Genomic DNA, 26615 nt, shown 5'->3' with positions numbered 1-26615 from the left:
AAAAAGAGGAACGATAAGGTTTAATGGTAAAATAGGAAAAATTGAATATTATGATTCAAGGTAAGTATTATTAAGGTTTGTCAGGGGAGAATTGTATATCTTTTAAAAATTCTGGATGCATAATTATTCATATCCAGTGATTCTTACTCTGAAAATTAATGGATTAAAGCTTATGTGGGTGAGCGTGAAAATGCTTAAATTAGTTGTACTCTTGTTTGCGGTATTAATTGTAATTATTGTTTATGCAATTAGTTATTGTTTTGGTAAACTTCTAAAAGGGAGAGTGATTCCTATATTTGGTGGTAAAGGATGATATTTTTATGATGCTAAAGTACACTTCGTTAAAAGAAAAAGATTTAGAATATCTTTCGTTTATTTTGAGGAATGGGATGGTGACGGCCAAACAGATTATGTTGAAATTTTGTGAGCCGAATATTCACCGAGTATATCGAAGGCTTCGGAAATTGGAACAATACAAGTATGTGAAACATGAACGCATCGCGCATAAGGTTGGAGTGTATCTCGGCACAATTGATGCCAGGAAGATTACGAATGTGAATGTAACTGTTCCAAATAAAGCAACTATTTACACCATGCAGCATGATCTTCTTATCACTGACCTTATTTTGTTTTATGAGTTTCAAGCAAATAAACAGGGTGTTGAATTTAAATATCGGACGGAAAGAGAAATTCGTCACTCTATGATTGGGGAGGGAGATAATCAAAGTAAATTAAAGGCTTACAATGCAATGAGGGACCGAATACCTGATGCTGTGTTCTTTTTCAAATCGGCTGATGGAAAGGTTACGACAACTTGGGTAGAGCTGGAACTGAATAAGAAAGAACGAAAACGATATGATGAAAAGTTTTCGTTTTTTGAGGAATTGCTTTCAAGTGAACGATTAAAAGACCAGCCTTATTCTTATGATCAAGTTATTTATTTTGCTCATGATGTCAAAATACACAATGTTATCAATGAAGCGAAGCAACGGTTAATTAACGCTAGTAAAATTTCAGTACGTAAAATTCCTTCGGTTATTGTGGAAGAACGTTGGGAAGAGGTGATGCCAAGTGGATCCGATGGCGAAGGGCCAGGAGCAAACACAGCAGACTGAAACGGATCATATAATTGGTGAGCTTGTTCTTTATGGTTTGATTGGGATTATTGGGATCATCTTTTTTCTCCCTGTCTTATTGGGAATGTTGATCTTTGTGATCATTCATATTATTAACCGAGATTGGATTTCTTATGTTGCTCTTGGAGTAGGGATTTTTCTTCTTTTGTGGCAATTTCAATCAGGTAACATACTTACTTATTTTGGATTTGTTTCAGAAATGAATATCCCTTATCTATCAACGAGTGCTGAACGTCTTTTTAATGAAGGGAATGTCATTGGAGTCAAAACATCCTCATATGTGATGTTAGTAGGATTAGCGTTGTTATTTTCATTTGGGTACTTTATCTTTGCGAAGTTTTTTTGGAAAAAGAGAGTGACAACCAAATCTGGCGAGGTAAAGAGGAAAAAGACAGAACAGAAATATAAAGCATTTCGTAAAAACAGAGTGAAATTTTTGGACAAGAAGCAGCAAACATATCGAGAAAAGCCTTCTGAAGAAGTATTTGTAGGGTACACCGATTTTAAAGAGCGTGTTTCTCTTGGATCCAAAGAGTTAAACTATCACATGCTTGCTACAGGCGGAACAGGTACAGGTAAAACGACATTAATTGCTTCTTTAATGGAAGCCGCATTGCAACAAAATAAGCCTGTTATTTTTGTTGACGGCAAGGGCGAACGAAAATCCATGCTTGAATTTAAAGCCTTATGTGAAGCATATAGCAAAAAGGTCTATCTGTTTTCAGAAATGGACAATTTAACGTATAACCCTATTAAAAACGGAACCCCTACTGAAACCCGAGATAAGCTTATGTCCTTGTTTAGTTTTTCGAGTGAGGGAGACGGGGCCTATTATACGGATATTGCTTCCCGTTATCTGCAACTGGTCGTTAAACTTATCGATGAAGCGGGTGTTCCAAGAGATTTTAAGACCATTGCGCGATTAACGAACTTTAAGTATATGAATGAATTTTTTAAAGCACACAGTATAGAGGAAGAAATTGAGGAAGAGATCGAAGTTGAGGTAGAAGAGAAGGTTGTGATCGGAAATCCTGAACAAATGTCTCTGGATGATGATTTAAGCGATTTTGTCGCTCCTTCTGAGCCAAAGGTTAAGACGGTTAAAAAAATGGTTTTGGAGAAGCGTAAGCGGTCCGTAACGAAACTTCAAGAGGGAATGAAACGTATCAAGAAAATATTGGATGATGAATTTCCCGAATCGATTGTGGAAGGGTGTCTTACCCGTCTGAAAATGCAATTGGGTGAGTTGCTAGAATCCGATTTAGGTCATCTGTTTGTAGAAAGTGATAAAGGTATTGACCTTCAAAGGATTACTGATCAGAACGACGTCGTGATTTTCAGTATTTCAGGGAGTCGTTATGCGGATTATATTCGGAAAATTGGGAAAATGATCATCTTAGATGTGAATAGCTTGGTAGCTTACAGACAAGCCAAGGGGCGAAAATCCATTTTTGGGGTATACGAGGAGTTTTCTGCTTATGGTGATCGGCGAATTGTAGACATTGTTAATAAATCACGTTCAGCCGGCTTCGAATGTATTATTTCTACACAAACATTGTCCGATATTGATGCGGTTGACCCGATTATGACGGAACAGATTATCTCAAACTGTAACATTATTGCCACTGGCCGTGTCAATTCATCTAAGGATGCTGAGCGAATAGCGCAGGTTTTCGGTACTTTCTCCGATCGGGAAATTACGCAGCAGGTTGAGAAAAAATATCCTCATCTACGTTATGAAGCCAATATGGGGACTGTAAGAGATGTAGAACGATTTAAAGCCAATCCAAGCGAAATAAAAAATCTTCAAATCGGTGAAATTTTTATTAATCGAAAAATGGTTGAGGAAGAGGGAAGTGATACCTATTTCCGCCGTGTATATGTCCGGAATGCCTTAGAAATAGGAGGGATTAAATGAGTTTTTTCGGCAAATTGATGGGTGGGCTTAAAAAAAATGCAGAACAAGGCAGAAAGAAAGTCCTAAAAGATGAAAGACGTCTGAGATCCTCTCGTTTTAATGGAAGAAGGGTCTTCTCCATCCTATTTTGGTTGGTGCTAGTGGGAGTCATTTTTTTCGCTTTTCAATCATGGGCTAGGACAGGGTTTTTAAATGAAAAAGTAAATGGATACCAGGCCAAAGCGGCAGCGCAAATCGCCGGTTTAAATAAGGTGGGTTTTTCCAATTCGCCTGCTGGTGAAACGTATGCCAATCAGTTCATTGATACGTATATCAATGTATCCAATGATAAAGAAGAGCAAAAAGAACGAGCAAAAACACTTCAACATTTCCTAGCTGAAGGCCTAAAAGTAGGAGAGCTAGAGAATCTTACAGCGTTTCAAGGAAAACGAGTTTTGAAGAGTGCTAGCTTATATGATGTGGAGGACGTAAACGAAGAGGCAGCCAGTTATGTGTACGCAATCGAATATGAGCTTTTCAAGGTCGTTGAAAAAAAAGAACAAGTAGACGTAAAAAAGATAAACAATGAAGGCAAAGAAGAGGTAGTAAAAGAGGACAATGTTACAAAGAGTGACGAATCGCTTGGAGTTAAAGGTCAAATGATTGTCGTTCGACTTGGAACTGACGGGAACTCCTTCAATGTGATCGAACAGCCCTATTTTCAAGCTCTACCGAGCGAAACGCGAATCGCGGCCGTCCAAGATCAAACCGATCAATCAAAAAAGAATGTGAAAATGGAAGATCAAATGAAACAGTTTGCTACACAGTTCTTCACTTCTTATACAACCAATTCTATTGAGGAGATGTCTTACTTAATGGAAAATCCTGAGTCTCTTAAAGATCTTTACGAGTACAAGGGATTGGAAGACTTTGTCGTCTATGATGGAAAGAAAGAGGGTCAATACATTGTGAAGACCCTTGTACTGCTTCAGGAAGCTAATACAGGGTTACAAACAAAACATCCGTTTACCCTTGTTGTGAACAAAGAGAACAACAAATTTTATATTCAAGAATTAAAACATACTTTAGGAGGATGATTTAAATGCCAGATATTACAGGTCTTACGGATTATGCTTCATCACAAGTCGCTGCGGTTTTGTTTATCATCATGATTATCATGATTGTTCGCGCGTTTATTTCGCAACGGTGGGGTATGTTTTTCTCTAGCTTTATCTTTGCGGTTGTCTGCTATGTGATTGTTGCGAGTCCAGGGGAGTTTGAAAGTATAGCAAATGCTATTTGGAACAAAGTAAAAAGCGGTGGTCTTAATTGAGATCAGAAGCCTATAGTTACCGAAAATTCTTCAAATATCCCTTGAAAATATGGAAAATTGGAAAAGGTGATAAGTCCCTGGTCTTTTCCAAAGGGATTGAAATTAGGCAAATAGTTGTCGCCCTTCTAATTTTCGGGTTTTTCTTTCTTTTTAGAGGAAGTATTAATCACGTTTTACCCACGACCTTGCAACTGGCTTTTTACGCCGTGTTGCCGTGGATGATTGCAGGAGCTATTTGTAGAAGTAGATTAGATGGGAAACGCTTAGACCGTTTTTTTATTGGTTACTTTCGATATTTATTTACTAAACGATTCAGTTATAGCAGCCATAAACCTATTTACCAGCCCCAAATGAAAAAAGCACAGTCTTATGAGCGATTCCAATAAGGTGGTGGATCCATGTTACAATTTCCGATTCAATCTTATAAAGAAAATGTTATCTATACTCATGAAATGGAAGCCTGGTCTTACTATCGTTTATACGAAAACACCGTAGGCGTAAATGAGCAAGAAGCCGAAAATCATCTTGTGAACCGTCTTCAAAGGCTTACATGGCAGTTAGCGGCCTTCGAGGAAATTGATTATAAAATCATTCCCATCCCTGTTGATATTGATAAACGGATGAATAGTCTTCAACAACAGTATGAAGGCAACTATGCGGAAATAGGAAAATATTATGCGGAACGAACAAAGGAGATTTTGCGTGAAGAGGTCAAAAATGTTGTAGAATACAAATTCTTTGTCGGTGTGAAGCTGAAACGCCGAGAACTTGATGAAAGTATCATTGGTGCCTTTTCTTCTTCTTTTAAAAGTATGAATCGATACATACAAAAGCTTGCGGGTTTTGGAGGACATGAGGTTGATGATTTAACCGTCAGCCTGTTTGAAGAGTCGGAAGAAGATGCTTATACAACCCTTACTAACTATTTAGGGGCTTACCGAGTAAAAGAGAAAGAATTACGCTATATTATCCGTCATCAGTTCGTCAGAGGTCAGAAACAACCTGACGGAGAGGGAAGTATTTATGGCCTGACGGAAGGTATTCTTGACCCAGGAAAAGCAGGATATTTACATATTAACCAGTTAGATGATGAATCTTGGTGTGCGTTTCTTCCGGTTTCAGAATTTCCGATTGATTTAAGCTATAAAGAATGGGCGTATTTCTTCCAGTCCTATAACTTTCCAGTAGAAGTGAATATGCGGACGATTTACAAAAAGAAGAAGGAGGATGAAAACCAAACCAACACGATTAAAAAGCGTTTTCGCGACCAAGACGCTCAATTGATCGAAGCGAATGAAGATGACGATAGCTTGATTAATACAGGGCGAGAACTTTTACATGGATTAGAAAATCAAATTAAAAATCAAGGAAAACCACTTCTTAGAACTCACATCCATTTTGTTGTATACGGTCAGACGAAAGAAGAAGCCCGAAAAAGAGCCAGAAGGCTCATCATCGATTTTAAAGACCAACAAATTGAACTTGTGCAGCCATTAGCCGATCAACTCCTTTTATTCCATCAATCGTTACCAGCAGCCAAAATAGTAGCCGAGGATTGGGAACAAGTTCTTACTCCTGAATCGTTTGCGGAATCCCTTTTTTCTCTTACACGTAAAATTGGTAATACGGTAGGTTTTTATTTAGGGAAAAACATATCGCATGAAGGAGAAAGCATTGAAAGCTCTCAATCTCTTGTTTTTTATCATCCCTTTCTCGCTCATTTGGGCTTGAAAGGTTCCAAGTACTCATCTCCCCATGTCACGATTTCGGGACCAACGGGGATGGGGAAATCTTATCTTCTAAAGGATATCTTACTAAATTCCGTCTTTTTTGGAGCCAAAATCCTTATGACGGATCCAAAAAACGAAGTCGAAAAAAAATTCAAACAGGCGCTTACGCCTGAAATGGAGCGTACAGCTCCATTTTTCAAAGAATTAATTGAAAGCTTTAACTATATCACTCTATCGAGTGAAAGGAAGGATGCCGGGAAGCTTGACCCTCTTACCTTCCTTGAAGGAGAGGAAGCTCAGGATGCAGCTGTAGGCGTTCTTGAATATTTATCCGAGCTTCAGTCCAATGAAAGGAATGTTAAAACTTCCATTTATAAAGGTGTCCGTCATATTATGCAGCAGGACAAAAGGCCAGGGCTTTTAAAGGTTGTTCGCTATTTACAAGATTCTGATGATCAAGATGTTAAAAATGTAGGCGACTTGCTTTATGAAATCGGCACAAATGGGATTGCAAAATTAATGTTTTCAGATGGTAATGTGGAAGGGATTAGCCTTAATGAACAAGTAAATATCTTGCAGATTCAAAACTTGAATCTTCCAGATGAAGGTGAAAAGGCTGCCACTCGAGATGAACACATTGCCGTTGCACTCATGCAGCCATTAGCAAAATTCGCCACGAAATTCGCCCGTGATGATTCGGTCGTGAAATTAACGATATTTGAGGAAGCATGGATGCTGATGAATACGGGTGCTGGTGACCGACTCATTAATGAATTATTGCGTACCGGCCGTTCCTTACGGTCAGCCGTTTATATCATTACACAGTCCACTTATGAATACAACAAGCCACAAATTAAAGAAAATATCGGAACAAAATTTGCCTTTAAAGCGAAGACGACAGAAGAAGCAGCTAATATCATTGAGTTTCTTGGCATGGAGGATAACAAAGCTAATCGGGATATGCTGAAAAACCTGACAGAAGGTCAGTGTATTGTAGAAGATATGTACGGCCGTACGGCCAAAATTCAAACCGATGTGTTGTTTAACGAATGGATTAGTGCCTTCAATACAAAAGAAAACGACCGAGGCAGAGCTGAAACTGAGGAGGCATTTATTTGATGAAAAAACTATTAATCTTATTTATTGCTTTGATTGCACTATTAGCGGGGTGTAACAAGGGCACTTCTCCTGAGGAGATTGCAAAAATTGCATATGAGTGGGAAAAGGCAAATTTCGATAATGAGTATGACAAACAGCAAGAATTTATTTATAAAAAAGGTTCTTATGAGGTTGATAAAACCGCAAAGAAGGTAGATTCAGGGTTGGAATATAAAGATATACGTTTTGAAATTTACTATGACAAAGAATTAGAGAACTACTATGTTTTTGCAGATTTCGATAATCCAAAGGGTGATAATGCAGTAGAGGACAGTATTGTTTTTCGTAAAAAAGCTGATGTGTGGAAAGTCGATACAAGTAAAAGTTTGGATATTAACCGTGATGAAATTAAAGAGAAATTTGAACGGAAAGCTTGTATCCATTGTAAATAGGGAGGGATTGGATGAAATTCCTGAAACGGGGATTAGGCATGTGTTTAGCGTTTTTTTTCCTCCTAATGCCAACAGCTTCACTTGCGGATGATATCTCACCGACTGTTCAGAAAAAGGAAGTAACCGTTGGCCGTGTGACATTGGAAGGTAAGGAATATCCTCTCGATCATTACAGGATGGAAGCAGATATTGGGGACGGCCTTAAAGATACTGGTGATAATGCCCTACATGCCATTAATCAAGGGATGTGGGGGTTTAATAAAACACTTGCTAGCTTTACCCTTTATTCTATTGATCAGCTCATGTCTTTCGATTTAATTAGCATCATTACAGTCGAAGCAGGTATTATGAGTCAACGAATCTATGAAATTATGTCGGGGACTTTCCTATCTTTGTTTGTCATTTTTGTAGGAGGAGCTGCAGCATGGCGTTATTTTGTCAATCAACAAGCCGGGCATGCGGTAAAAGCAATCGTTGGTGCTTTGGCCATCATGGTTCTCACCTTTTGGTTTTATTCTGATGCAACAGGAAATATCAGATGGCTGAATGACAGAGGGGCAGAACTTGAAGGGATTGCCAGCTCAGCAAATGTTCTTGTTAGTTCTGATGAATTTGACAGCAACGCAGCCTATAATTCAAAAGAAGGAATGGCCATATTAGAAAATCAATTGTTTAATCTAATGGTCAAAAGCCCGTATTTACTTTTAAATTATGGCTCAACAAAGGAAGCTGACATAGTAAGTGAGGATCCAAATCGAGTAGATAACCTTTTGGAAATTAAGCCTTATACAGAAGAAGGAAAAGAAGAACGAAAAAGGATTGTTAGTAATGAAGTTTCGGAACTTGACAACAAGCAAATGACATCGGATTTTAGCGGTGAACGATTTGGGTATTTAATCGTCACGATTATTTCCACTATTGCTCTTTCGATTCCTGTTTTATTGTTAGGAATCTTTAAGTTTTTGCTTCAAGTATGGTTCTTAGCATTAGTGGTCTTCACAGGAATTCCACTTGTTCTTTCGTTAATCCCATCTTACAGTGAAAGTGCGTTAAATCACGGAAAAAAGATAGTAGGCGTGTTACTGATGAAAGCAGGATTGGTGCTTTTAATCGCTGTCATTACGGGAATTGTTAGCTTGCTTTATGAATCGGTCAAAGTTACGAATGGAGTAGAAGGCTATGCATTTGTCGTCTTCTTGATCTGTATTACTATGTGGGGCTTATTTAAATACCGTTCTGAACTATTCGAAGTTGCTTCAGTAGGGATGCTACAAGGTCAGAAAATCGTCGAGAGAGCGACCACAAACTCCTTTAACAAAATGGGTGACGCTGGCGAAAAAGGGTTCAAAGGGGCAAAAAGAATGGTGGGACAAGCATATAAAAATTATAAACATAAAAAGCGTCAAGAAGGGTTTCAGTCAGGCGAAGAAGGAGCAGGACGGAAAACGGCTACAACTGGTGCGGTAACTAGTGGAACCCGATCAAAACACCGAAATGCAGCAGGAGAGAATACGCCGCAAAAACAAGGACCCGGCAACAATTCAGGGCAACAAGCTACGGGCAAAAGTGGTAAAAATGCAACGTCAGCATTGACAGTAGGAACAGCCCCACGTTCAGCTTCACGAAATGCTGGTGCTGCTATTGTGCATTTAGATGATTACAAAAGTGGAAAAGGTGAAGGTTCTAGTAAGAGTAATAATCCTAGTCAGTCGGCCCGAAATTCTAGTCGAGAAGGTAGAAAAAACGAAGAGGTTAAACCTTCTCCTCCTCACCGTAAGCCGTCAGGAAGAATGGACAGTAGAAATGAAGTAGCTGCTTCAAGAGAATCGGATAAACATCTCACTCAATGGGAAGCTCAACAACAGATTAAATTGAGAAATGCGAATACATCTACTGAAAATATAAAGAGGTCAGAAAGTAGAGAACCCAAAGTAAAGGATTCTAAACAACGAAAATGATGTGGGAGAAAAGTGTTTTGACGTTCTTACATTTCATTTCATGAACAATGACCTGTTTCGTTGCGTCAGAACAGCTCTTAGAAGGGAGAGCATATGCAAGGTGTTTTAAAGAAAGGTGCAAAAGTTGCTGGAGCCATAGCTGTTCTTAAAAACCCTCTTACTTGGATACTTGCAGGTATCCTTCTTCTTCTCACATCTATTTTCGGAATTGCTTTATTTATTTCTATTAGCCTGGGTGGAGAGAATCAATTTGATTCTGGCATGTCAGGAGAAGGAGCCGGAGGAACAGCGCAAGTATCGGCTGAAGTATTGCGGTATGAACCTCTTATAAGGAAATATGCAGAACAAAACGGTGTTGGAGAATATGTTGGACTTATTATGGCTCTTATTCAACAGGAATCAGGCGGCAGGCAGTTGGATGTGATGCAGTCTTCCGAATCGATTGGACTTTCGCCAGGATCCATTACTGACCCTGAATATTCCATTCAAATCGGCGTGAAATATTTTTCTGAAGTGATGAAGCATGCTAAAGGTGATATTAACTTAGCTTTACAAGCTTATAATTTTGGAAATGGATTTATTGGGTACGCCTTAGAACGTGGAGGCTATTCCAAGGAAGTAGCTATTCAGTTTAGTCATATGATGGCTGTAAAAACAGGATGGGGCCATTACGGTGATGTGAACTATGTAGAGAATGTCATGCGTTATTATAACGCTGGAAACGGAAACGTGGCTGTCGTAGGTGACGGAACACAATCATTTAATGTGGAAGAAGTTCATCATATCATGAAAGAATTTCTTGGAAGGCCATATGTGTGGGGTGGAAGGACACCAGCAGCAGGAGGGTTTGACTGTTCCGGACTATTAGAATATGCCTTTGCGCAAATTGGCATTGATATGTCCGGCACAGCGCAAACCCAATACAATAAAACCAAGCCGATTCCTGAAGATCAGAAAAAACCAGGTGACTTAGTTTTTTTCTCCACCTATAAGTCTGGGGCTTCACACGTAGGTATGTATGTAGGTAACGATCAATTTATTAATTCAAATAGTAGTGGTACCTTCTATTCTTCTGTAGAGGAATGGAAACACTTATATCCCTTTTTAGGTTTTAGACGTATTCAGTAATGGAGGTGAGACCATGGAACCAACCAACAAGAAAAAATTCCTTTTATTAATGATCGGATTTGTCGTTGCAGCTATGGTCATTATGTACGTTTTCAGCTTGCGCTTACAGCTGCAGGAAGTGCGGGCCAACCAGGAAAACTATGAAGATCAGATTAAATCTCTATCCTCCATTCAGAATACGGACGCATTAAAGATAAACCGTGAGTTTCTTGAACGCTTTTTCACGTATCAAACAACTGCAGAACGATATGAGAAAATTAAGCCGTTTATGACTGATCAGGGATATAAGGCTACCCATCCATCTGGAACGGAACTTCCAGATTCAGAGCAATCTGTCAAGTCTTCAATGGTAGGACTGAAGCCATTTGAATATCAGTCCTCGAAGACTGAAGCTGAATTTTTTAATGAATTTAAGCTCACAACAGAATTTAACAATGTGGCAAACACTGAAACCATTATTGTTAAAACTTCTCTAATTTACGTAAAAGACAAAGGGTGGAAGATTGATGATGTTGAGTATATGGGGGAATTAGTAGGAGGATAAAAGGGAGAGTGAATGAAGGCAATGAAAAGTACTGGAATTATCAGTAAAGTTGGTGAATTAGCGAGAATTGTTATTCCGATTGAGCTTCGTAGAACCTTAGGTATTGATTTGAAAAATCAATAGTATTTATACCGTCAAAACACGCATTGATTAATTATCATAATAGGTAGTATAATAAACCTCGGAGTCACTTGCATTTTTCCCCAGTCTATAGGTCAATTTTTATTAATTTTATCTATCCTTCAGTTCACTGTAGCTATGTATCTTTTAATAATAATGAAAAAAAGACACCACATTGAAAAATAAATTCGACTAATAAACTGGTTTTAAAAAAGTTTTCGGTAGGTCCATCCTGAAGCAGTAGATATTAATTCTACCCGGTGGATTTTAATGAATAAAGAAAATAAGATTTTAAAATTAGTATCCCATAGTATACGAATATAAAATATAGAAATAAAAAGCCGATTCTTCCTAGATAAGGAATTATCGGTTTTTTGATTACTAACACAAAAAGGGTAAGAACTTTAATGAGAATTTACCAATTATTCCACATAATCTTTTTAAACTCTATTTGTATATATACGGTGATGGAATAATATAATAGAAATTTTATTTATTAAGGAGAGTTCATATGAAATTAGATTATAAGAAAAAGAAGATACAACTCCAATATAGGGAGCAATTACAGCAAAAAAAGGAAGAAAAACAACAAATGAAAGGAGCTATTTTGGTAATTATTATTATTTTTATATCTATTTTCCTAGATTCTTGTTTTAAGTGGTATTAATAGGATTTCGTAAGTTTAAATTAAATCTAGGGAAAATTGTTATGGCTCCCTATATGTTCAATACAACAAATACCTTTTATCGTTCAAAATACTTTAGTATATTGCGATTATATAAATATTAAATTTTCGCAATATGGTAATTACATTAAATGTTATTGAAAATTAATATTGGTAATAATATACTAAAGAGGTAAATTATTAAAATATAGTAAATGATAGGAGGAAATTAATTGTCTAATAGGGAGTAAATGAGCCCTAATAGTTTAATTAGTAAAAAATGTTTTATTGGAGGGGATAAAATTTGAAAAAATTAGTATTTCTTTTTGTAACTCTATTTGTGATTGGTGTAACAAATTTTAGTTACCATGCTAGTGCTGCTGAATTAAACGAAAGTAAAAACAATACTAACCCAAACGTAAATCAAGATGCAACCTATGATAAAATTAATGCTAGAATTATTCAACTTAGTAAACTATCGGATGTTTCAATTCCAACACAAATGTCTACGCCGAATTCAGGCATCTCTATACTAGGTGCAGGTGAATGGGATTACCTGGGTACATCCACCTTTAAAAGTCAGTCAAAAACATTTTATTCTGGTGGAGGAAATCTTTTAATTCATATTTCTCAACCCTTTTCAGGTACTTGGTGGTATAAATTATATGAAGACGACCCGATAGATGATGATCTTGTATCTGATTTTAAACTTTATTCGTCCGGGACCTATGGAGTAACATTTGATGTGAGTGGTTTACCTGATAGTGATGGAGTTTCCGGAAAAGCAGAACTATTCCTGAATAAATTAACAAATCCATTAGATAGTGTTACTACAGAATGGTATGATTAAAAAGAGAGTAAAACTAAAACTAAAACTAATGTGGATAATCGAAACGAGAAATTAGGGCTACAATACGACGACTGCCGAATTTCCAATACTTACTTTCTACCGTCTTATTAAACTATACATTGAAAATAGGTACCACCAACATTATGTGTGTTGGTGGTACTCTTGTTTTTATAACAGTATAAAAAACAATTGTAAACTTTTTGTTATGCTGTACGTCTAGATAGCAGGAGGACGATGATGGATGGAATAAATAAGCATAAAGAACTCAATTCAGAACTTAATATCGTGTATAGGTATCTACGAAAATTGAATATTCCACATGCGGATGCAGAAGATGCTGTTCAGGAAGCTGCTTATAGATACCTGCTTTACTGCGATTCAATCCAGATTTCAAGAATACGTAGTTGGTTAATACGAGTGGCATTAAATTTTTATTATGATCAATGCCGGAAGTATGGGAAGTATGACATGAATTTAAATGTGGGGCTTTTAAAAGTAGATATAAAAGAGCTTCCAGAGACAATTTTTCTCGAAAAGGAAAGGAACGAGGAGCTTGGAAAAGCGCTTTCACTGTTAAAACTACATTTCCAAGAGTTGTTGCTTTTAAAGTATCAATTAGGTTTAACATACGAAGAAATTTCGAAGCTATTGGAAATAAGTGTTAGTTCAATTAAAACGAATTTATTTAGGGCTAGGAAAATGTTAGAGAAAACTTATAAGGAGGTAAATCATGACCGATAATAACAAACCAAAAAAAGGGGAGGAAATCAATTTTATGAGTAGTCCTTCTTTTCAGAAGGTCGTCAAAAAATCAAGAAGAAAGCAAACAATTAAATATGTATTCATTGCGGTTCTTACAACTACCATCTTATTAACCATTCTTTTTATGGGTAGTCAATATATTCTAACGAAACGAATAGAGAATCAGGATTCTCTTTACAATAGTGTTCACGGAGCCAATATTTCAGATGGGGGTACTACCTATAACTACAACCTTTTTAGCATAACAGAAGAGACTACATATCGTAAAACTATTGGCGATCGTTCTATTCTTTGGGATAAAAAGACTGAAAAAATCCCTCTTTTCGGAAAGATAGACACCATCGAAAAAGGAAGCGGAATGGTTGAAGTCAATACATTAAATGAAGAAGCTAAAAGGTACGTTCGCTATAATGACTTTAATAATGAAAGAAAAATTGATTTCTATTATCCTAGTTTGTCTTATGACTATTTGCCACAAGAATTCGATAGCACAGTTAACTTGGAGAATAATGCGTTAATCGAGGTTGCTCTTTCCTTTAAGGAACCTATGACAATTTCGGAGGTAGCTGATATTCTTGGTCACGAAAACGTCAATTGGCTATGGGTCGATACAACGACAGCCACTCAAATGGAAAGAATGGAAAGGAATCTAGATAGGGATAGTTTAAAGACCAAGGGAGGTGGAGGCGCCTTTGGGTTTCAGGTCACACCTGAACCTCCTTATTCTGAAGAAAATGGGCAACGGTTTATCAACATTCTTGAACAATTAATCAAAAAAGGCAGCCATAAAAGTTCAATTAAAGATGCTCTAAAGGGAATTAAAGACAATACCCAAACGACAAAAGGAAAAATCCGAATTAACGGAGCCGTTGTAACCGGGACTGCAATGGAGCTTAAACGTTTCCAAAACCTTGATTTCATCCGAGCATCGGTCCTTGGTGCTACGATTGATAAATATTAACGTATTAATTTTGAAACTTTATCTAAGAGGCGATAAGTAAATGAACACTGGCGATGTAATTTTTTCAAATAGGTCTAAAAAAGTTAACAGCTTGAATTTAGTGGGAAGTCCGGCCAGTTAAAAGCTGCAAATTTTATGAATCAGGTGGGCATGAAAATAGCACCCTATTTTAAAGAGGTATCAAAAGGAAAACTCCACTAGGCTTTATGTCCAGAGGAGTTTATTTATATGTAAATTGTCTCTTAGATTAAGTTTTTAATTGTTCTCCCAAATTCCATATACATTTACCATAACAGGAGTTGTAAGGTCGTTACTAAACTGAATGCGATCCTGATAAGCACCAGTGCGGGCTCCTGTCCATCTAAATGCTTCTTCGTCTCCCACTGATTGTACCCATCCGGTATTGGAAGTAGCACCTGTGGCGGTTTTCTTCATATTATCTCGTACATCAACTGTATAGTCTCCACCCACATTCGACATATTAACAAAAACATTCAAATCACCAGGTGTTGGATCAGTTTTCCAATCAGTAGTAGCTGATCCATTGAATGCTCCTACATTTTCATTGAATCCATAGGAGCCAGCTTGTGCGATTCCCGCTGTTGATAGTAAACAAACTGATAACCCTAAAATTGCTAGTTTCTTCTTTTTTATGTAATTTCCTCCTAAAATTGTTAATTACAGCTATTATATTACTATTATAATAGAATATTTGTAAATATTTATATTTTCACCAATTAATGTTATAATCCATTAGTCGGAAGTGTAAACTTAGTTAAGAGAGGGCTTTACAATGTTAAAAAATCATTTAATGGTAGAATTGAAAAGATGTATTACAAGTATAAATCTATTAATTTGGGCAATTATTATTATCTTAATACCTGCTATTTCATTTTTTCAGTATAAAGACGGTTATATGTTTTACAATCAAATTGAATTATTCCAATCAATAGTTTCAGGTATAATTCCTTTACTTTTCCCTGTAATAGTTATTTTTATTTTCTTGCAAACATTTATACAAGAACTTAAAAATAATTACATAACTTATGTTCAACCTAGAATTCCAAAGAACGTATATCTATTAAGCAAGGGAATAACTAATGCATTATTAACTGCATTGGTAACATTCATGATGATTTTTATACCATTTATTTTTGCAGTATATATCGAACCCAAACTCGGCATTGTAAAATACGCTCCATCATCGTTTTTTCAAGGTTCGTCCGACGTCACCTTTTCTCAATTTCTGTTTTTAGGGAAAATGTCTTATGGGGTAATCTATTCATTGTGGGTCACCATCAACGCGGTAGTATATTCAACTATTTCTTTTTCTCTATTGTTATTAATTAAATCCCGGTTTATTGCATTATCTGCACCCTTTCTTTTCTACCATATTTTTAACTTTATAGCAGGTGTTTTGGGAGTAGCCAGATTCTCACCAATAAGTACAGTTTTTCCATTTAATATTGAACAGCAGCCGTTATGGACAGTTCTTATTCCTTTTTTAGTTTTATTATTAATCTTAATTATTTTATTGGTTTCTCTGCGGCGTAGCAATGAGGTGACGTAAAGATATGAAAAAGGTTAAAGATTTTTTTGAAGAACTCATAAGTATTAAATGGTTACTATTTGGAGTGATTATTTATTGTTACGGTTCGTTACTCAGGAAACCCATTTTAGGGTATTCTCAAGAACACAGCCTCTTAATTAATGGCTGGGATATTACATTACAGTTAATGAATGATATGTATCTCATTGTGTATCTTATCTTTCCATTACTAATGTTTTTTTCTCTTCAATCAACTCATTATCAATTTAGTGAACAAGCACTAATTCGTATCGGTTCTTATAAAAAATGGATCTTTCACTCTATTAAGCATTTTTGGAGAAATGTCAGCCCTTTGTTATTCATTTGGGTATTTATTTCTTTTTTTATGATGATAGGCTTGCCATACTCCTCAATATGGAGCCAGTTTAGCAAGTCAGAGATCTTTTTAAATACCCTATCGGATGTAGCAGGTACTGTTCAGCAGCCTGTTTTGGCTTTGATATTGCAATTATTCTTATTGGTTGTAACAGCATCTCTTTTACATACCTTAATAGCACTTATTTATCTTTTTGTAAAAAATAGGAGTTTTATTCTTTTTGCTTGTGCACTCATTTTTTTTGGAGGAGTGAGCGCTTTTAAACTGCTACCTGTGAAGCTTTCTTTCTTAAATCCTATTTCTTATTTTTCCCTCATACAAGTAACATCTTCATTAACTGTACCTGTCGTGTTCTTAATTATACTAATTTCTATAGGAATAACGGTATTTTTAATGAATTTTGTTGATATAAGTAAATTGAAATTTTATTCACTAATTAAACAATTTGGTCCCATGATTGTCTATTTAATTCTGTGTTTATCTGGAATCCTGTCAAATGCAAACTCAATACGTTCTTCTGATGCTACTATATGGGATCTTTTTTTATTATCTTATAGAGGGACGGGTGCTGCAGGTTTTTCCTATTCGTCTTATTTCTTTTATTGCATTGTGTTTTTTGGGTTTATATATTTAGTTAGTCTATTCTTAGTTAATGAAATTGAATTAATGGGATATTACAAACTTATTCGATATAAAAGTCTATACAGATGGTTTTGGTCGTGGTTTAAGAGGTTATTAATTACAGTTATCCTATTCATTGTCGGATTAACCTTTATTACTCTTACAATTGGATTGAGTATGGGATTGAAAATGAACCTCAACACCACTATGCTTTCAATACCCGTAAGTGACTTGTTAACGCACTTTTTAATAAATAGTTTCTTACAATTAACATTTTATATATTAGCTGTTTTTATCTTAATCTGGTCATGTAAAGACTCCTCATACGTATTAATATTAATCAGTTTATTTATGGTTTTAATGTTACCGGGATTGAATTCTTTTGAATTTAATCCCGTTGGTATTAATAGTTTTTCAGCATTAATTGACCATTCAATCATATACGTGGCGACACTTTTAACTTTTATGATTATCGCATCCTTATTAATAATTAGATACTTTTTCAAGAAAAGCTTAAAATTTAAATAATGGGCGGTGTTTATATGTCTATAATCGTATTAGAAAACGTAAGTAAAAGTTTTAAAGGTAATACCTTATTCAATCATGTCAACTTTAATGTTGAAAAAGGTAGGATTTATGGCATAGTAGGACCAAATGGGTCAGGCAAGTCTGTCCTCTTTAAAATGATTTGCGGGTTTATTTTTCCCGATGAAGGTAATGTTATTTTAAAAGGTGAACCAATAGGCCAAAATAAAAATAGATTTCCGAATAATTTCGGAATTATTATCGATCGTCCTGGTTATATAGCTAATAAAACAGGTTTTCAAAACCTTAAAGAGTTAGCTTCAATTCGAGGGGTAATTGATGAAGTGAAAATTTGGGAGATAATGGAGTTAGTTGGATTACAACCAGAATCCAGCCAAAAAGTTAAGAACTATTCTTTGGGAATGAAGCAGAAACTGGCCATTGCTCAAGCAATAATGGAGGATCAACAAGTTCTAATCTTGGACGAACCGTTTAATGCCTTGGATGCTGATAGTGTAAGAGATATTAGAAATTTGTTGATATCATATAAAAAAGAGGGAAGAACTATTCTGATTACAAGTCATAATCAAGAGGATATTGACATACTTTGCGACAGTGTCTATAGAATTAATAATTTTAAACTTGAGAAAATAATTTAGCTTTTTTAAAAAGTCAAAATCAGTAAATCATCGGGATTTTCTAAAAAAGAATTGAAGTAACTTTCTATTAACTTGATTCTTGCAAAATAAATACCGAGGCGATTCTGTATAAATTGAACTTAAACTTTTCTTTTTTTATACTCGTCTTGAAGGATTTTGGTATCACCCGTCGAATATAAGATGTCTCAATTTTGGACGGTGATATCAATGAAATCAACTGCTGATGCTTTGCAGGAAGTTGAAAATAGGCTGCAAAAGGGGGTCCTACTGACACAACGCAGATATTATATACTAAGCAAATTTCGACATAAGAAAAGCCGATTTTTCCTACACTAAGGAATCATCGGCTTTAATTCATTGATTAAGAGGTCTGAGTGACTCTAAGCTAGCTACTTTCTTCATATCAAATGTGTATCTCCAAGAAAATTAATATGTTCCCATCCCAAGGGGGGAATATGCTTTAGTAAGTCTTCTTGTAAATTTCCTTTTTCTTTAAGTGATTTTGTGGCTTCGGTAAGATATACGGTATTCCATATGCTAATGGCATTAATTATAATGTTTAAAGCACTGGCTCGTTGTAGCTGATCTTGCAATCCTCTTTCTCGTAATTCGCCTCGTTTCCCAAAAGACAAGGCTCTCGCAAGTCCGTTCATGGCTTCGCCTTTATTTAATCCTCGCTGAATTCGACGTCGTAAGGCTTCATTAGATAAGTAATCTAAAATAAAATTGGTCTTTTCTATCCTTCCCATTTTACGTAAAGCAGTAGCTAGTTTATTTTGTCTTGCATAGGATCCTAATTTACCCATGATAAGCGACCCGGACACTTTTCCTACTCTAATAGAATGGACTAAACGGAGTATGTCATCAAAATATTCTATAATAATTTTTATATTGATTCTTCCACGGAGTAAATTTTCTAGACTGGGGAATTCACTCGGCTTTTGTTTGAATCGTGTATAATTTGGCATCAGCTAAATCACGAAGCTGAAGAGTCAGAATAGAATTGTTGTTTCTATATCGTTTAGTTTTTTTTATTTTTATTATTCTGTATTACTTCATAAATTTTTACTATTGCAAGAGCACTTAATGATATAGAAATAATGCCTAAAAATATATTTGTAGTTTTAAGAAGTTCTGCTAAATAATTTTGTATTTTCATAAATTCAGCTTGATTATCTGCTATTCTTCCTATTTGTTGTATAAAATTATTAATATTTTGGGTATCAACTTGCATTAATATCTCCTCCACAAAAATTTTTATGGGAAAACATTTAATGTCCTCCCATAATTATACTTAATATATCATTTTTTTACAAAAATGTATTTACTTTTTAGAAATAATGTCTAATAATGTAATAGAATACAAAATTAGGGGGAATAGTATGAAAAGGGTAAAAATTTTGGTTCTATCATCTATATTTGCTGTAATTGTTTCACTCTTCGGTACAGGTTTTTCATTCCAAGCATCTGCTGCTGAACCAACTAAACAAATTGGTTTTAAGGAGAATATAAAAGGGACTTATTTTGTTATTCCTTATGATAAAGAAACTGTGAGGATGGAGAAATCTGTTTCAAGTGATAATAGAGTTGGGGAAATTAATGTCTATGATAAAAATACAAATGAACTTTTAGATACATATAAAGTTGAAGATATAGTGCCAAGCACTAAAACAATGGCAGCAATGGCTACCACTGGTACTGTTATAAGGGAAGCTAGCCAAACCAAAAAGGCAGGTTCGGCAAGTGCCAAATTAACTACAAGAATGTCAGTATATACTTCTGGTTCTTTTGTTCAAATACAAAGTGTTTTAAGTAATAACTGGTCGACTGTTTCTGGGGTACACCAATTAGTGAATTCAAATGCAGACACCATCTCATCAACTGGAAGTTTTCCTACTACCCAAATTCAAACTGTAGGTGCTACAACTTTTGAAGTTAAAACAACCGTTTCAGGTCAAGCTGGTTGGGAAGCAGCTGGTTTTAGTATATCTGCTTCATATGGTTCTGAAATATATATGCGTAAAAATGTGTCATTTAATTTTACATATTCCGTGTATTAAAATTTAAAAATAGAAATAACTTTAGTAGAATGTTTTATAGAATAAAAAATAAAAAGTCATCCTCGTTTTTGTAGGTATGGCTTTTTACGTTTTTTAGAAAAGAATTGTAATATTATAGATTATATCTGACATCATTAAATAATTAAAAACGCACTACCAGGGCGAAACGAACTTAAGAACTAGTTCTCCACCTTAAATTGCACTGACTGACACACAAAATAATAGGGGTACCGCCAACATTTTGACATAAAACCCACGTTAAGACATTTTTTACCATATAAAAAACCGATATCCTTTACTCTAAGGGTACCGGCTCAGGAGTTTATCGATCTAATGGTCTTAAAGAGTTGAGTCCTGTCATTTTTTTTATGTCAAAAGTATACTCTCCTAAGAAATTAATGTGTTCCCATCCTAATGGTGAAATATGTTTTATCATTTGCTCTCGTAGTATCCCTTTTTCACTTAGAACTTTTGTTGCTTCTGTGAGATAAACTGTATTCCATACAGTGATAGCATTAATGATGATATTTAATGCACTTGCACGTTGAAGCTGGTCTTGTAACGCTCTTTCCCTGAGTTCACCTCGTTTTCCAAAAAATAAGGCTCGTGCTAAGGCATTCATAGCCTCCCCTTTGTTTAACCCTCGTTGAATTCGACGACGTATTGCTTCATTTGAAATATAGTCTAATATGAAGATTGTTTTTTTAATCCTACCCATTTCACGGAGTGCTGTAGCCAAACGATTTTGCCTTGAATAGGACCCCAACTTTCCCATAATAAGTGAACCAGAAACTTTCCCTTCCCGAATGGAGTGGGCTAGACGTAAAACATCATCATAGTTTTCTAGAATAACCTTTGTATTAATACGCCCTCGTAGTAATTTTTCTATTGTTGGAAACTCACCAGGTTTATCTATTACATATAGTCGAGTATCAGACAGATCTCGAAGGCGAGGTGCAAAACGAAAACCAAGTAGATGGCTCAGTCCAAAAACTTGATCGGTATAACCAGCCGTGTCTGTATAATGTTCTTCAATATTCAATTCAGATTCATGATGCAGCAACCCATCTATCACATGAACTGCGTCACGAGCGTTGGTATTAATGACTTTTGTGTAGTAAGAAGAAAACTGATCACTTGTAAAGCGATAAATCGTAGCTCCTTTACCAGAACCATAATGAGGATTTGATTCTGCATGTAGAGAAGACACGCCAACTTGTACTCTCATACCATCTGAAGAGGAAGTACTTCCATCTCCCCAATATGAAGATAAAGCAAGCTGATGATGGAAATTCACAAGTGTTGCCTGAGCTTTATTCATCGCATCATCATAAAGACGCCACTGAGAAGCATGAGCCATTTGGTGATAGGTAATTCCGGGTGTAGCATCTGCCATCTTTGTTAAGCCAATATTTGTCCCCATCGCCATTAGCGTGGCCAATAAGATCGACTTTTCCTCTCCTTTGGGAGGACGGCTTGAAGAAGCATGAATAAATTGTTCATCAAAACCTGTCCAACTTGCAACTTCCATTAGCAGATCCGTTAGTTTTATCCGTGGCAACATGCTGTATAGGGATGAACTAAACGTCTTCGCTTCTTCTGGAGTATCCTTTTCGAGACGGTCAATGCGAAATTTTCCCTTATCTATACTGACACCCTCTAGTTCATCAACGTTATCGGACATGGCTTGCAGCCGTTTTCGTAGAGAATCCATTCTTTCGGTCAAATATTCTTCAGCAGAACTGCCTACAGCAAGGCGATTATGATGTAATCCAGTTTCTAACCATTCTTCTTTTGGAATTAGATACTCTTCAAAATCTTTATGTTGTTTACTGCCTCGAACAGATACATCTCCAGATCGAATATGATTTCGTAATTCAGTTAATGCTGCCATTTCATAATAATGTCGATTGATGCTTCCATCCTCGTCATATACGTGTTTCTGCCACCGGTTAGAGACAAACCCAAGAGGAGCTCCTTCTGGAACTTTTCGTTTACCTGAATCATTCATATTTTTAATAATATCTAGTGCTTCTATCAATGGTTTTGCTGATTGGGTCGATTGAAATTCTAGTGATTTAAGTAAGGTAGGCGTATATTTTCGAAGATAAAAAAATCGTCTTTCTAAAAGATCTAAATAATCATAGTCGATAGGACGTGATAATTGTTTGGCCTCTTCCACCGATGCAATCATTTTCTCCCAGGACATGACGGTTTCCAATGTAGTAAACGGATCCAATCCTTCATTTCTTGCCTTTATTAGTGCAGTACCGATGTCAGCAAACTGTATGATTTTTTCATTAATTGTTTTACCGTTTTGTCTCTGCATTTCTTCTTGGGCCTTACGGCCCTTTGACTGCAAGATCATAATTTGGCGATCGTGGATTTCAATGGCTTGATCAATTAAGTCTTGACTAAGATTTAAGAGATAAGCCACAAGAATGGCATATTTTTTAGACTCATTAAATCTTCGGAAGGAATGAGGTTCATATCGCGCACCTAAACGCGACAATTGAAGAAGCCTGTTCGGGTGTATGTCATTACAATCAATAGATAACTCAAGTTTTTTCACATACTCTAATCGTTCAATGACTTTTAAGAAGGCATCAGGTGAAGATTGTCCTGGGATTTCTTTTAACCAAGCAAGAGGTGTTTTTCCACTATCCAGAGTAGGCTCCGTCATTAGGATCAAACTTTCCTTTTGCAAAGAGGATAGAGACCGCGATAATATCTTATATATTTTTTGTTCAGCTCGATGACGTGTTTGCCAAACCAGACGTTCAATAGTCGACATAGCTGGAAGAATAATTTTTCGCTTCTTCATTTCTTCGATAGCCGTCCTAATCAAATACATTGAGTTCTCATTTTCCATTGCATGACTTAGTAAAGAAGAAGAGATGTTACGATATTCTCTTGTTGAGAAGTTCTTATAACCATACTCTTTCCGAATTTCAACCATATGTTCATGCTTAGTTTGTTCCCGTTCGGCATATGATTGAAATTCCAAGGGATCAACCTTAATTTGATTGGCAATAAACCGTAAAACTGACTTAGGTATTTCTTTAACATCCGATAATGTCCATCCCGGAAAGCGAAACAGACATAACTGAACGGCAAATCCAAGTCGATTATAGTCTCGTCTTCGACGTTTAATCACTTCTAAATCATGTGGTGATAAAGTGTAGGAGGTAGCTATTTCCCACTCACTAATATCAGCTGGAATTGTCATGAAATCTATGCGTTGTTCAGGTGTAAGTAGTTCTCTTGCTCTCAAATACAAGATAGTGCCTCCTGTTCATTTCTATATACGTTCTATAGCTCGATACAATACAGATTTACTAACACCAGTCATATCTGAAATCTCTTTTATACTGTACTCCTTAGAAGCATGTAGTTTTAATGCTCGTTCTACTAATTTTGGATCCTTAATTGGTCTTCCGCCATTTCTACCTCTAATTCTTGCAGATTGTAATCCTGCTTTAGTGCGTTCACTGATGATATCCCGTTCTAACTCAGCAATACTTGCCATGGTACGGAAGAAAAAACGACCCATTGCAGTTGACGTATCAATGTTGTCACTTATAGAAACAAAATTCACTTTTCTTTCCTCAAAGGTTTCTGCTAATTCAATTAAGTGCTTGGTAGATCTTGAGATACGATCTAGTTTATAGACAACCACTGTATCTCCTTCACTTATTGCTTTTAAGAGTTGCTCTAATTCTAAACGCTCTTTTTTTGTGCCCGTCATTTTTTCCTTGTAGATAACAGCTGCACCAGCTTTTTGTAAGGCATCCATTTGTAATTCTAAATTTTGATCTTTAGTAGAAACTCGGGCATATCCAAAAATTTCCCCCATTCTATGCCCCTCCTGAAATTAATTATTCCCTAATACAGATGTACCGTCAATTTTAGGGAAAAAGTTAAAGGGAATAGTTTAGGGAACGGTAAACAGTTCAAAACTATGTAAATATAAGCGTGCAAAAAAATTCCCTAAAACGTTCGTTTCAGGGAATATTTTAAATAAATGTAAAGATCGGAATATGTTTATATTAAATTTTTGGAGAAAAACTGTAAACCTTTTGGAAAGGGTTGTTATTTATTCGCTAAACCTTTCTTTATTTAATAGGTGTAAAAGTTATATACGAGGTGATCTAATTGATGTCTATGAAGTTATTACAGTGTTTTTGTGAAGCTAGGCGGACACAAGCCTTCTATACAAATTGTTTAAATGATGCTGTTACTAATGAGGAAAAAGAATTCTTAGCAGAATTAGTAAAGTCTGCAACCAAAACATCTAATGAAATTAGAGCATTTTGTGAATTAATTCAAAAAAAGGAAAAATAATCTACTTTTATTCTATGAATTAATCATGATAATAGTGTAAAATTTTTTTATACTAAATTCGAACATACGTTCCAGAAAGCTGGTTTTAAAAATGGAAAATAAAGAAGATTGTTGCGATAAATTTTTCGGATTTATCAAGGAAAATGAAGAATTTTTAAATAATCCAGTAATTAAAGCTTTTTTATCTAAGGAAGAGAATTATCAATTATTAAAAAAGTCCATTTGTTATCCGACTTTGCAAAACCAAGAACTGTTAGACCAGACATTTCGGGCTTTTTATTTTTATATTCGTTTTACTGCATATGTATCTTCAACACTTTACTTTCATGGGATTAATTTAGATAAAAAGATTCGAGAAACAAATTATCGTTTTCCAATAACGTTAGATCAACCTATAGGAGATAATTCGGAGATATCCTATAAGGACTTAGCCGAGCATCGCGAAGATTTCGAAATAGAATCATATAATCTTTTAGATTATATAATCGATTCCAACCTTTATAAGGCGTTACAGGACATAACATCCAATCAAAGGAAAATTTTGTACCTTGTGTATGTAAAAGGATTTACAGATTCAGAAGTTAGTATTCTTTTAAACAAATCACAACAAGCGGTTTCTAAGTCACGTAGTAAAGCGTTGAAGAAAGTCCGGAAGTATATTGAAGGAAATTCAGGGAAATAAACTATGTAATTCAAAATAGATTAGGGGCGATTTACATGGAAAAAACTTTATATCAATTAGCAATTAAATCAAAAGAAGATAATGAGGCAATTGAAAAGGTGTTAAAGATATTCAAACCTAAAATAAAAAAGACTCTGCTCCAAACTGGTTTACAAAATAGAGATGACCTGGAACAAGAACTTCAGATTAAGTTGGTGAATTTGATTAAAATGTACGATTTGGACAAAGTGGTTGGCTTTTGGGAGTTTCAAGAAATGGTGCAAAATAAAATTTCTTAACGTTAGGGTTGTTAAATTTGAAAGTTATTATTCTTTAAAAAGTATAAGAAAGGAGATGAAAACTTGGAGAAAAAAATCATAGTTTATACCATGTCTAATTGTATTTTTTGTATAAATCTAAAAAAGTGGATGGAAACAAATCAAATTCAATACGAAGAACGTAACATCATTAATAGTTTAGAACATGAGCAAGAATTCAATGATTTGAATGGAGTAGGTGTTCCTCTAATTGTTATTAAAAGTAACGGCAAAGACACGATTGTTAGGGGTTTTAATCAAAGAAAGCTGGAAGAGTTGTTAATTAATTAAAAGTTAGGACTAGCCATTCCTAACTTTCCAGTGGCAGTATAGCCAAGTGGTAAGGCAAAGGTCTGCAAAACCTTGAACCCCAGTTCAAATCTGGGTACTGCCTTCAAAAAATTATTGAAGCAGTTGTCAAATTAAATTAGGAGTATTTTATTATCTTTAAATGAAAGGAGGTGAATACAAATGGCAATCAACCTTAAAGTATTAAATAAAAAGTATATGGTTTTATTTGGAATTGCAATGTCTTTGTTGATGGTAGCTATTGGAGCAAAAGCAGGAACGGTTACTTCACAAGCTACACTAACTATTAACAATTACAATGAGGGTGGCTGGATATCCGTCTATGATGGGGAAGCAACAATGAATGCATATAATGGTGATGACAAAGACACCATGTATGCAAAAGTAAAACATTCCAGAGCATTATTAATTGATGATATTGTTTATTCTCAAACAGTTAAACCGGGATACTCAGTTGGAGGAGCTGTACCATTAGAATCCGGTCAGTATCGTGCAGTTGCTACCGGAGACTACCTAATTACGAATGGTTATGTGAAAATTTCAGATTATCATTATTAATTA

General features: G+C 35.5%; 27 protein-coding genes, 1 tRNA gene and 2 pseudogenes. 25 read left to right on the top strand and 5 right to left on the bottom strand.

Annotated features, from left to right (window positions below; all coding sequences use genetic code 11):
- The first annotated feature begins 320 nt into the window (after window positions 1–320).
- The 15 genes and pseudogenes from RCG22_RS07245 to RCG22_RS07175 all read left to right on the top strand — a co-directional run bounded on the left by RCG22_RS07245 (window position 321) and on the right by RCG22_RS07175 (window position 14633).
- Entirely contained in the window at window positions 321–1115 is a 795-nt protein-coding gene (locus RCG22_RS07245) for a hypothetical protein (protein WP_308106364.1), read from the top strand.
- Window positions 1081–3054: a type IV secretion system DNA-binding domain-containing protein gene (locus RCG22_RS07240; protein ID WP_308107110.1), complete on the top strand. Its 1974-nt coding sequence runs from the start codon at window positions 1081–1083 to the stop codon at window positions 3052–3054. Before RCG22_RS07245 ends, RCG22_RS07240 begins: the two co-directional genes overlap by 35 nt.
- Entirely contained in the window at window positions 3051–4130 is a 1080-nt protein-coding gene (locus RCG22_RS07235; protein ID WP_308106363.1) for a conjugal transfer protein, read from the top strand. Before RCG22_RS07240 ends, RCG22_RS07235 begins: the two co-directional genes overlap by 4 nt.
- Window positions 4131–4135: 5 nt before the next feature.
- Window positions 4136–4366, top strand: a complete 231-nt coding sequence (locus tag RCG22_RS07230; protein ID WP_308106362.1) for a hypothetical protein — start codon at window positions 4136–4138, stop codon at window positions 4364–4366.
- Entirely contained in the window at window positions 4363–4752 is a 390-nt protein-coding gene (locus RCG22_RS07225; RefSeq protein WP_308106361.1) for a TcpE family conjugal transfer membrane protein, read from the top strand. Before RCG22_RS07230 ends, RCG22_RS07225 begins: the two co-directional genes overlap by 4 nt.
- A gap of 12 nt (window positions 4753–4764) precedes the next feature.
- The gene (locus RCG22_RS07220) at window positions 4765–7215 is read left to right on the top strand and encodes an ATP-binding protein (protein WP_308106360.1); all 2451 of its coding nucleotides are present in this window, start codon (window positions 4765–4767) and stop codon (window positions 7213–7215) included.
- Entirely contained in the window at window positions 7212–7646 is a 435-nt protein-coding gene (locus RCG22_RS07215; RefSeq protein WP_308106359.1) for a hypothetical protein, read from the top strand. The genes RCG22_RS07220 and RCG22_RS07215 overlap by 4 nt, the downstream gene beginning before the upstream one ends.
- 11 nt (window positions 7647–7657) lie before the next feature.
- Window positions 7658–9604, top strand: a complete 1947-nt coding sequence (locus tag RCG22_RS07210) for a CD3337/EF1877 family mobilome membrane protein (RefSeq protein ID WP_308106358.1) — start codon at window positions 7658–7660, stop codon at window positions 9602–9604.
- 93 nt (window positions 9605–9697) lie between these two features.
- Window positions 9698–10732, top strand: coding sequence for a bifunctional lytic transglycosylase/C40 family peptidase (locus RCG22_RS07205; RefSeq protein WP_308106357.1), 1035 nt, complete (start codon window positions 9698–9700; stop codon window positions 10730–10732).
- A 13-nt stretch (window positions 10733–10745) separates the two neighbouring features.
- Entirely contained in the window at window positions 10746–11276 is a 531-nt protein-coding gene (locus RCG22_RS07200; RefSeq protein WP_308106356.1) for a hypothetical protein, read from the top strand.
- Between the two features lie 21 nt (window positions 11277–11297).
- Window positions 11298–11393, top strand: a pseudogene (gene abrB / locus RCG22_RS07195) (transition state genes transcriptional regulator AbrB); the annotation flags it as partial.
- Window positions 11394–11907: 514 nt separating this feature from the next.
- Complete coding sequence (locus tag RCG22_RS07190; RefSeq protein ID WP_308106355.1) at window positions 11908–12063, top strand: hypothetical protein; 156 nt, start codon at window positions 11908–11910, stop codon at window positions 12061–12063.
- A 301-nt stretch (window positions 12064–12364) separates the two neighbouring features.
- Window positions 12365–12910: a hypothetical protein gene (locus RCG22_RS07185; protein ID WP_308106354.1), complete on the top strand. Its 546-nt coding sequence runs from the start codon at window positions 12365–12367 to the stop codon at window positions 12908–12910.
- Between the two features lie 237 nt (window positions 12911–13147).
- Window positions 13148–13651 (top strand): sigma-70 family RNA polymerase sigma factor, encoded by a 504-nt coding sequence (locus RCG22_RS07180; protein WP_308106353.1) that lies wholly within the window; start codon window positions 13148–13150, stop codon window positions 13649–13651.
- Entirely contained in the window at window positions 13641–14633 is a 993-nt protein-coding gene (locus RCG22_RS07175; RefSeq protein WP_308106352.1) for an anti sigma factor C-terminal domain-containing protein, read from the top strand. The genes RCG22_RS07180 and RCG22_RS07175 overlap by 11 nt, the downstream gene beginning before the upstream one ends.
- A 255-nt stretch (window positions 14634–14888) precedes the next feature.
- Here RCG22_RS07175 and RCG22_RS07170 read toward each other — a convergent pair whose 3' ends face one another.
- Entirely contained in the window at window positions 14889–15131 is a 243-nt protein-coding gene (locus RCG22_RS07170) for a hypothetical protein (protein WP_308106351.1), read from the bottom strand.
- Window positions 15132–15426: 295 nt separating this feature from the next.
- Here RCG22_RS07170 and RCG22_RS07165 point away from each other — a divergent pair, with 295 nt between their 5' ends.
- From RCG22_RS07165 to RCG22_RS07155, 3 genes are read left to right on the top strand one after another with little or no spacing between them, the layout of a single operon-like run.
- On the top strand, window positions 15427–16203 hold the full coding sequence (locus RCG22_RS07165; protein WP_308106350.1) for an ABC transporter permease: 777 nt from the start codon (window positions 15427–15429) through the stop codon (window positions 16201–16203).
- Between the two features lie 4 nt (window positions 16204–16207).
- Window positions 16208–17707 (top strand): hypothetical protein, encoded by a 1500-nt coding sequence (locus tag RCG22_RS07160; protein ID WP_308106349.1) that lies wholly within the window; start codon window positions 16208–16210, stop codon window positions 17705–17707.
- A 14-nt stretch (window positions 17708–17721) separates the two neighbouring features.
- Window positions 17722–18363: an ABC transporter ATP-binding protein gene (locus RCG22_RS07155; protein ID WP_308106348.1), complete on the top strand. Its 642-nt coding sequence runs from the start codon at window positions 17722–17724 to the stop codon at window positions 18361–18363.
- Window positions 18364–18717: 354 nt separating this feature from the next.
- Here RCG22_RS07155 and RCG22_RS07150 read toward each other — a convergent pair.
- A pseudogene (locus RCG22_RS07150) lies at window positions 18718–19350 on the bottom strand (Tn3 family transposase); the annotation flags it as partial.
- 34 nt (window positions 19351–19384) lie between these two features.
- Complete coding sequence (locus RCG22_RS07145; protein ID WP_308106347.1) at window positions 19385–19597, bottom strand: hypothetical protein; 213 nt, start codon at window positions 19595–19597, stop codon at window positions 19385–19387.
- A 148-nt stretch (window positions 19598–19745) separates the two neighbouring features.
- Here RCG22_RS07145 and RCG22_RS07140 point away from each other — a divergent pair, with 148 nt between their 5' ends.
- On the top strand, window positions 19746–20423 hold the full coding sequence (locus RCG22_RS07140; protein ID WP_308106346.1) for a hypothetical protein: 678 nt from the start codon (window positions 19746–19748) through the stop codon (window positions 20421–20423).
- A 322-nt stretch (window positions 20424–20745) separates the two neighbouring features.
- Here the strand turns inward: RCG22_RS07140 and RCG22_RS07135 are convergent, their stop codons facing one another.
- Window positions 20746–23703, bottom strand: coding sequence for a Tn3 family transposase (locus RCG22_RS07135; protein WP_308106345.1), 2958 nt, complete (start codon window positions 23701–23703; stop codon window positions 20746–20748).
- A gap of 21 nt (window positions 23704–23724) precedes the next feature.
- Window positions 23725–24279, bottom strand: coding sequence for a recombinase family protein (locus RCG22_RS07130; RefSeq protein WP_308106344.1), 555 nt, complete (start codon window positions 24277–24279; stop codon window positions 23725–23727).
- Between the two features lie 302 nt (window positions 24280–24581).
- Here RCG22_RS07130 and RCG22_RS07125 point away from each other — a divergent pair, with 302 nt between their 5' ends.
- The 6 genes from RCG22_RS07125 (at window position 24582) to RCG22_RS07100 (ending at window position 26612) form a co-directional block, all read left to right on the top strand.
- Complete coding sequence (locus RCG22_RS07125) at window positions 24582–24767, top strand: hypothetical protein (protein WP_308106343.1); 186 nt, start codon at window positions 24582–24584, stop codon at window positions 24765–24767.
- A 91-nt stretch (window positions 24768–24858) separates the two neighbouring features.
- Window positions 24859–25449 (top strand): sigma factor-like helix-turn-helix DNA-binding protein, encoded by a 591-nt coding sequence (locus RCG22_RS07120; RefSeq protein WP_308106342.1) that lies wholly within the window; start codon window positions 24859–24861, stop codon window positions 25447–25449.
- A gap of 35 nt (window positions 25450–25484) precedes the next feature.
- Window positions 25485–25727 carry a helix-turn-helix domain-containing protein gene (locus tag RCG22_RS07115; protein ID WP_308106341.1) on the top strand — a complete coding sequence of 81 codons (243 nt, stop codon included), beginning with the start codon at window positions 25485–25487 and terminating at the stop codon, window positions 25725–25727.
- Window positions 25728–25790: 63 nt separating this feature from the next.
- Complete coding sequence (locus RCG22_RS07110) at window positions 25791–26036, top strand: glutaredoxin family protein (protein WP_308106340.1); 246 nt, start codon at window positions 25791–25793, stop codon at window positions 26034–26036.
- Between the two features lie 32 nt (window positions 26037–26068).
- A tRNA-Cys gene (locus RCG22_RS07105) sits at window positions 26069–26139 on the top strand.
- 77 nt (window positions 26140–26216) lie between these two features.
- Window positions 26217–26612, top strand: a complete 396-nt coding sequence (locus RCG22_RS07100) for a hypothetical protein (protein ID WP_308106339.1) — start codon at window positions 26217–26219, stop codon at window positions 26610–26612.
- The last annotated feature ends 3 nt before the right edge of the window (window positions 26613–26615 follow it).

The sequence above is a fragment of the Neobacillus nitrireducens genome (assembly GCF_030915405.1).
In the GTDB taxonomy this organism is placed as follows: domain Bacteria; phylum Bacillota; class Bacilli; order Bacillales; family Cytobacillaceae; genus Neobacillus.
This window is presented reverse-complemented; position numbering and strand designations above follow the sequence as displayed.

Bases quoted from the DNA above. Each gene is read 5' to 3' on its own strand.
- RCG22_RS07245 (WP_308106364.1), top strand. From the start codon at position 321: ATGATGCTAAAGTACACTTCGTTAAAAGAAAAAGATTTAGAATATCTT.
- RCG22_RS07240 (WP_308107110.1), top strand. From the start codon at position 1,081: ATGGCGAAGGGCCAGGAGCAAACACAGCAGACTGAAACGGATCATATA.
- RCG22_RS07235 (WP_308106363.1), top strand. From the start codon at position 3,051: ATGAGTTTTTTCGGCAAATTGATGGGTGGGCTTAAAAAAAATGCAGAA.
- RCG22_RS07230 (WP_308106362.1), top strand. From the start codon at position 4,136: ATGCCAGATATTACAGGTCTTACGGATTATGCTTCATCACAAGTCGCT.
- RCG22_RS07220 (WP_308106360.1), top strand. From the start codon at position 4,765: ATGTTACAATTTCCGATTCAATCTTATAAAGAAAATGTTATCTATACT.
- RCG22_RS07210 (WP_308106358.1), top strand. From the start codon at position 7,658: ATGAAATTCCTGAAACGGGGATTAGGCATGTGTTTAGCGTTTTTTTTC.
- RCG22_RS07205 (WP_308106357.1), top strand. From the start codon at position 9,698: ATGCAAGGTGTTTTAAAGAAAGGTGCAAAAGTTGCTGGAGCCATAGCT.
- RCG22_RS07200 (WP_308106356.1), top strand. From the start codon at position 10,746: ATGGAACCAACCAACAAGAAAAAATTCCTTTTATTAATGATCGGATTT.
- RCG22_RS07190 (WP_308106355.1), top strand. From the start codon at position 11,908: ATGAAATTAGATTATAAGAAAAAGAAGATACAACTCCAATATAGGGAG.
- RCG22_RS07180 (WP_308106353.1), top strand. From the start codon at position 13,148: ATGGATGGAATAAATAAGCATAAAGAACTCAATTCAGAACTTAATATC.
- RCG22_RS07175 (WP_308106352.1), top strand. From the start codon at position 13,641: ATGACCGATAATAACAAACCAAAAAAAGGGGAGGAAATCAATTTTATG.
- RCG22_RS07165 (WP_308106350.1), top strand. From the start codon at position 15,427: ATGTTAAAAAATCATTTAATGGTAGAATTGAAAAGATGTATTACAAGT.
- RCG22_RS07160 (WP_308106349.1), top strand. From the start codon at position 16,208: ATGAAAAAGGTTAAAGATTTTTTTGAAGAACTCATAAGTATTAAATGG.
- RCG22_RS07155 (WP_308106348.1), top strand. From the start codon at position 17,722: ATGTCTATAATCGTATTAGAAAACGTAAGTAAAAGTTTTAAAGGTAAT.
- RCG22_RS07145 (WP_308106347.1), bottom strand. From the start codon at position 19,597: ATGCAAGTTGATACCCAAAATATTAATAATTTTATACAACAAATAGGA.
- RCG22_RS07140 (WP_308106346.1), top strand. From the start codon at position 19,746: ATGAAAAGGGTAAAAATTTTGGTTCTATCATCTATATTTGCTGTAATT.
- RCG22_RS07130 (WP_308106344.1), bottom strand. From the start codon at position 24,279: ATGGGGGAAATTTTTGGATATGCCCGAGTTTCTACTAAAGATCAAAAT.
- RCG22_RS07125 (WP_308106343.1), top strand. From the start codon at position 24,582: ATGTCTATGAAGTTATTACAGTGTTTTTGTGAAGCTAGGCGGACACAA.
- RCG22_RS07120 (WP_308106342.1), top strand. From the start codon at position 24,859: ATGGAAAATAAAGAAGATTGTTGCGATAAATTTTTCGGATTTATCAAG.
- RCG22_RS07115 (WP_308106341.1), top strand. From the start codon at position 25,485: ATGGAAAAAACTTTATATCAATTAGCAATTAAATCAAAAGAAGATAAT.
- RCG22_RS07100 (WP_308106339.1), top strand. From the start codon at position 26,217: ATGGCAATCAACCTTAAAGTATTAAATAAAAAGTATATGGTTTTATTT.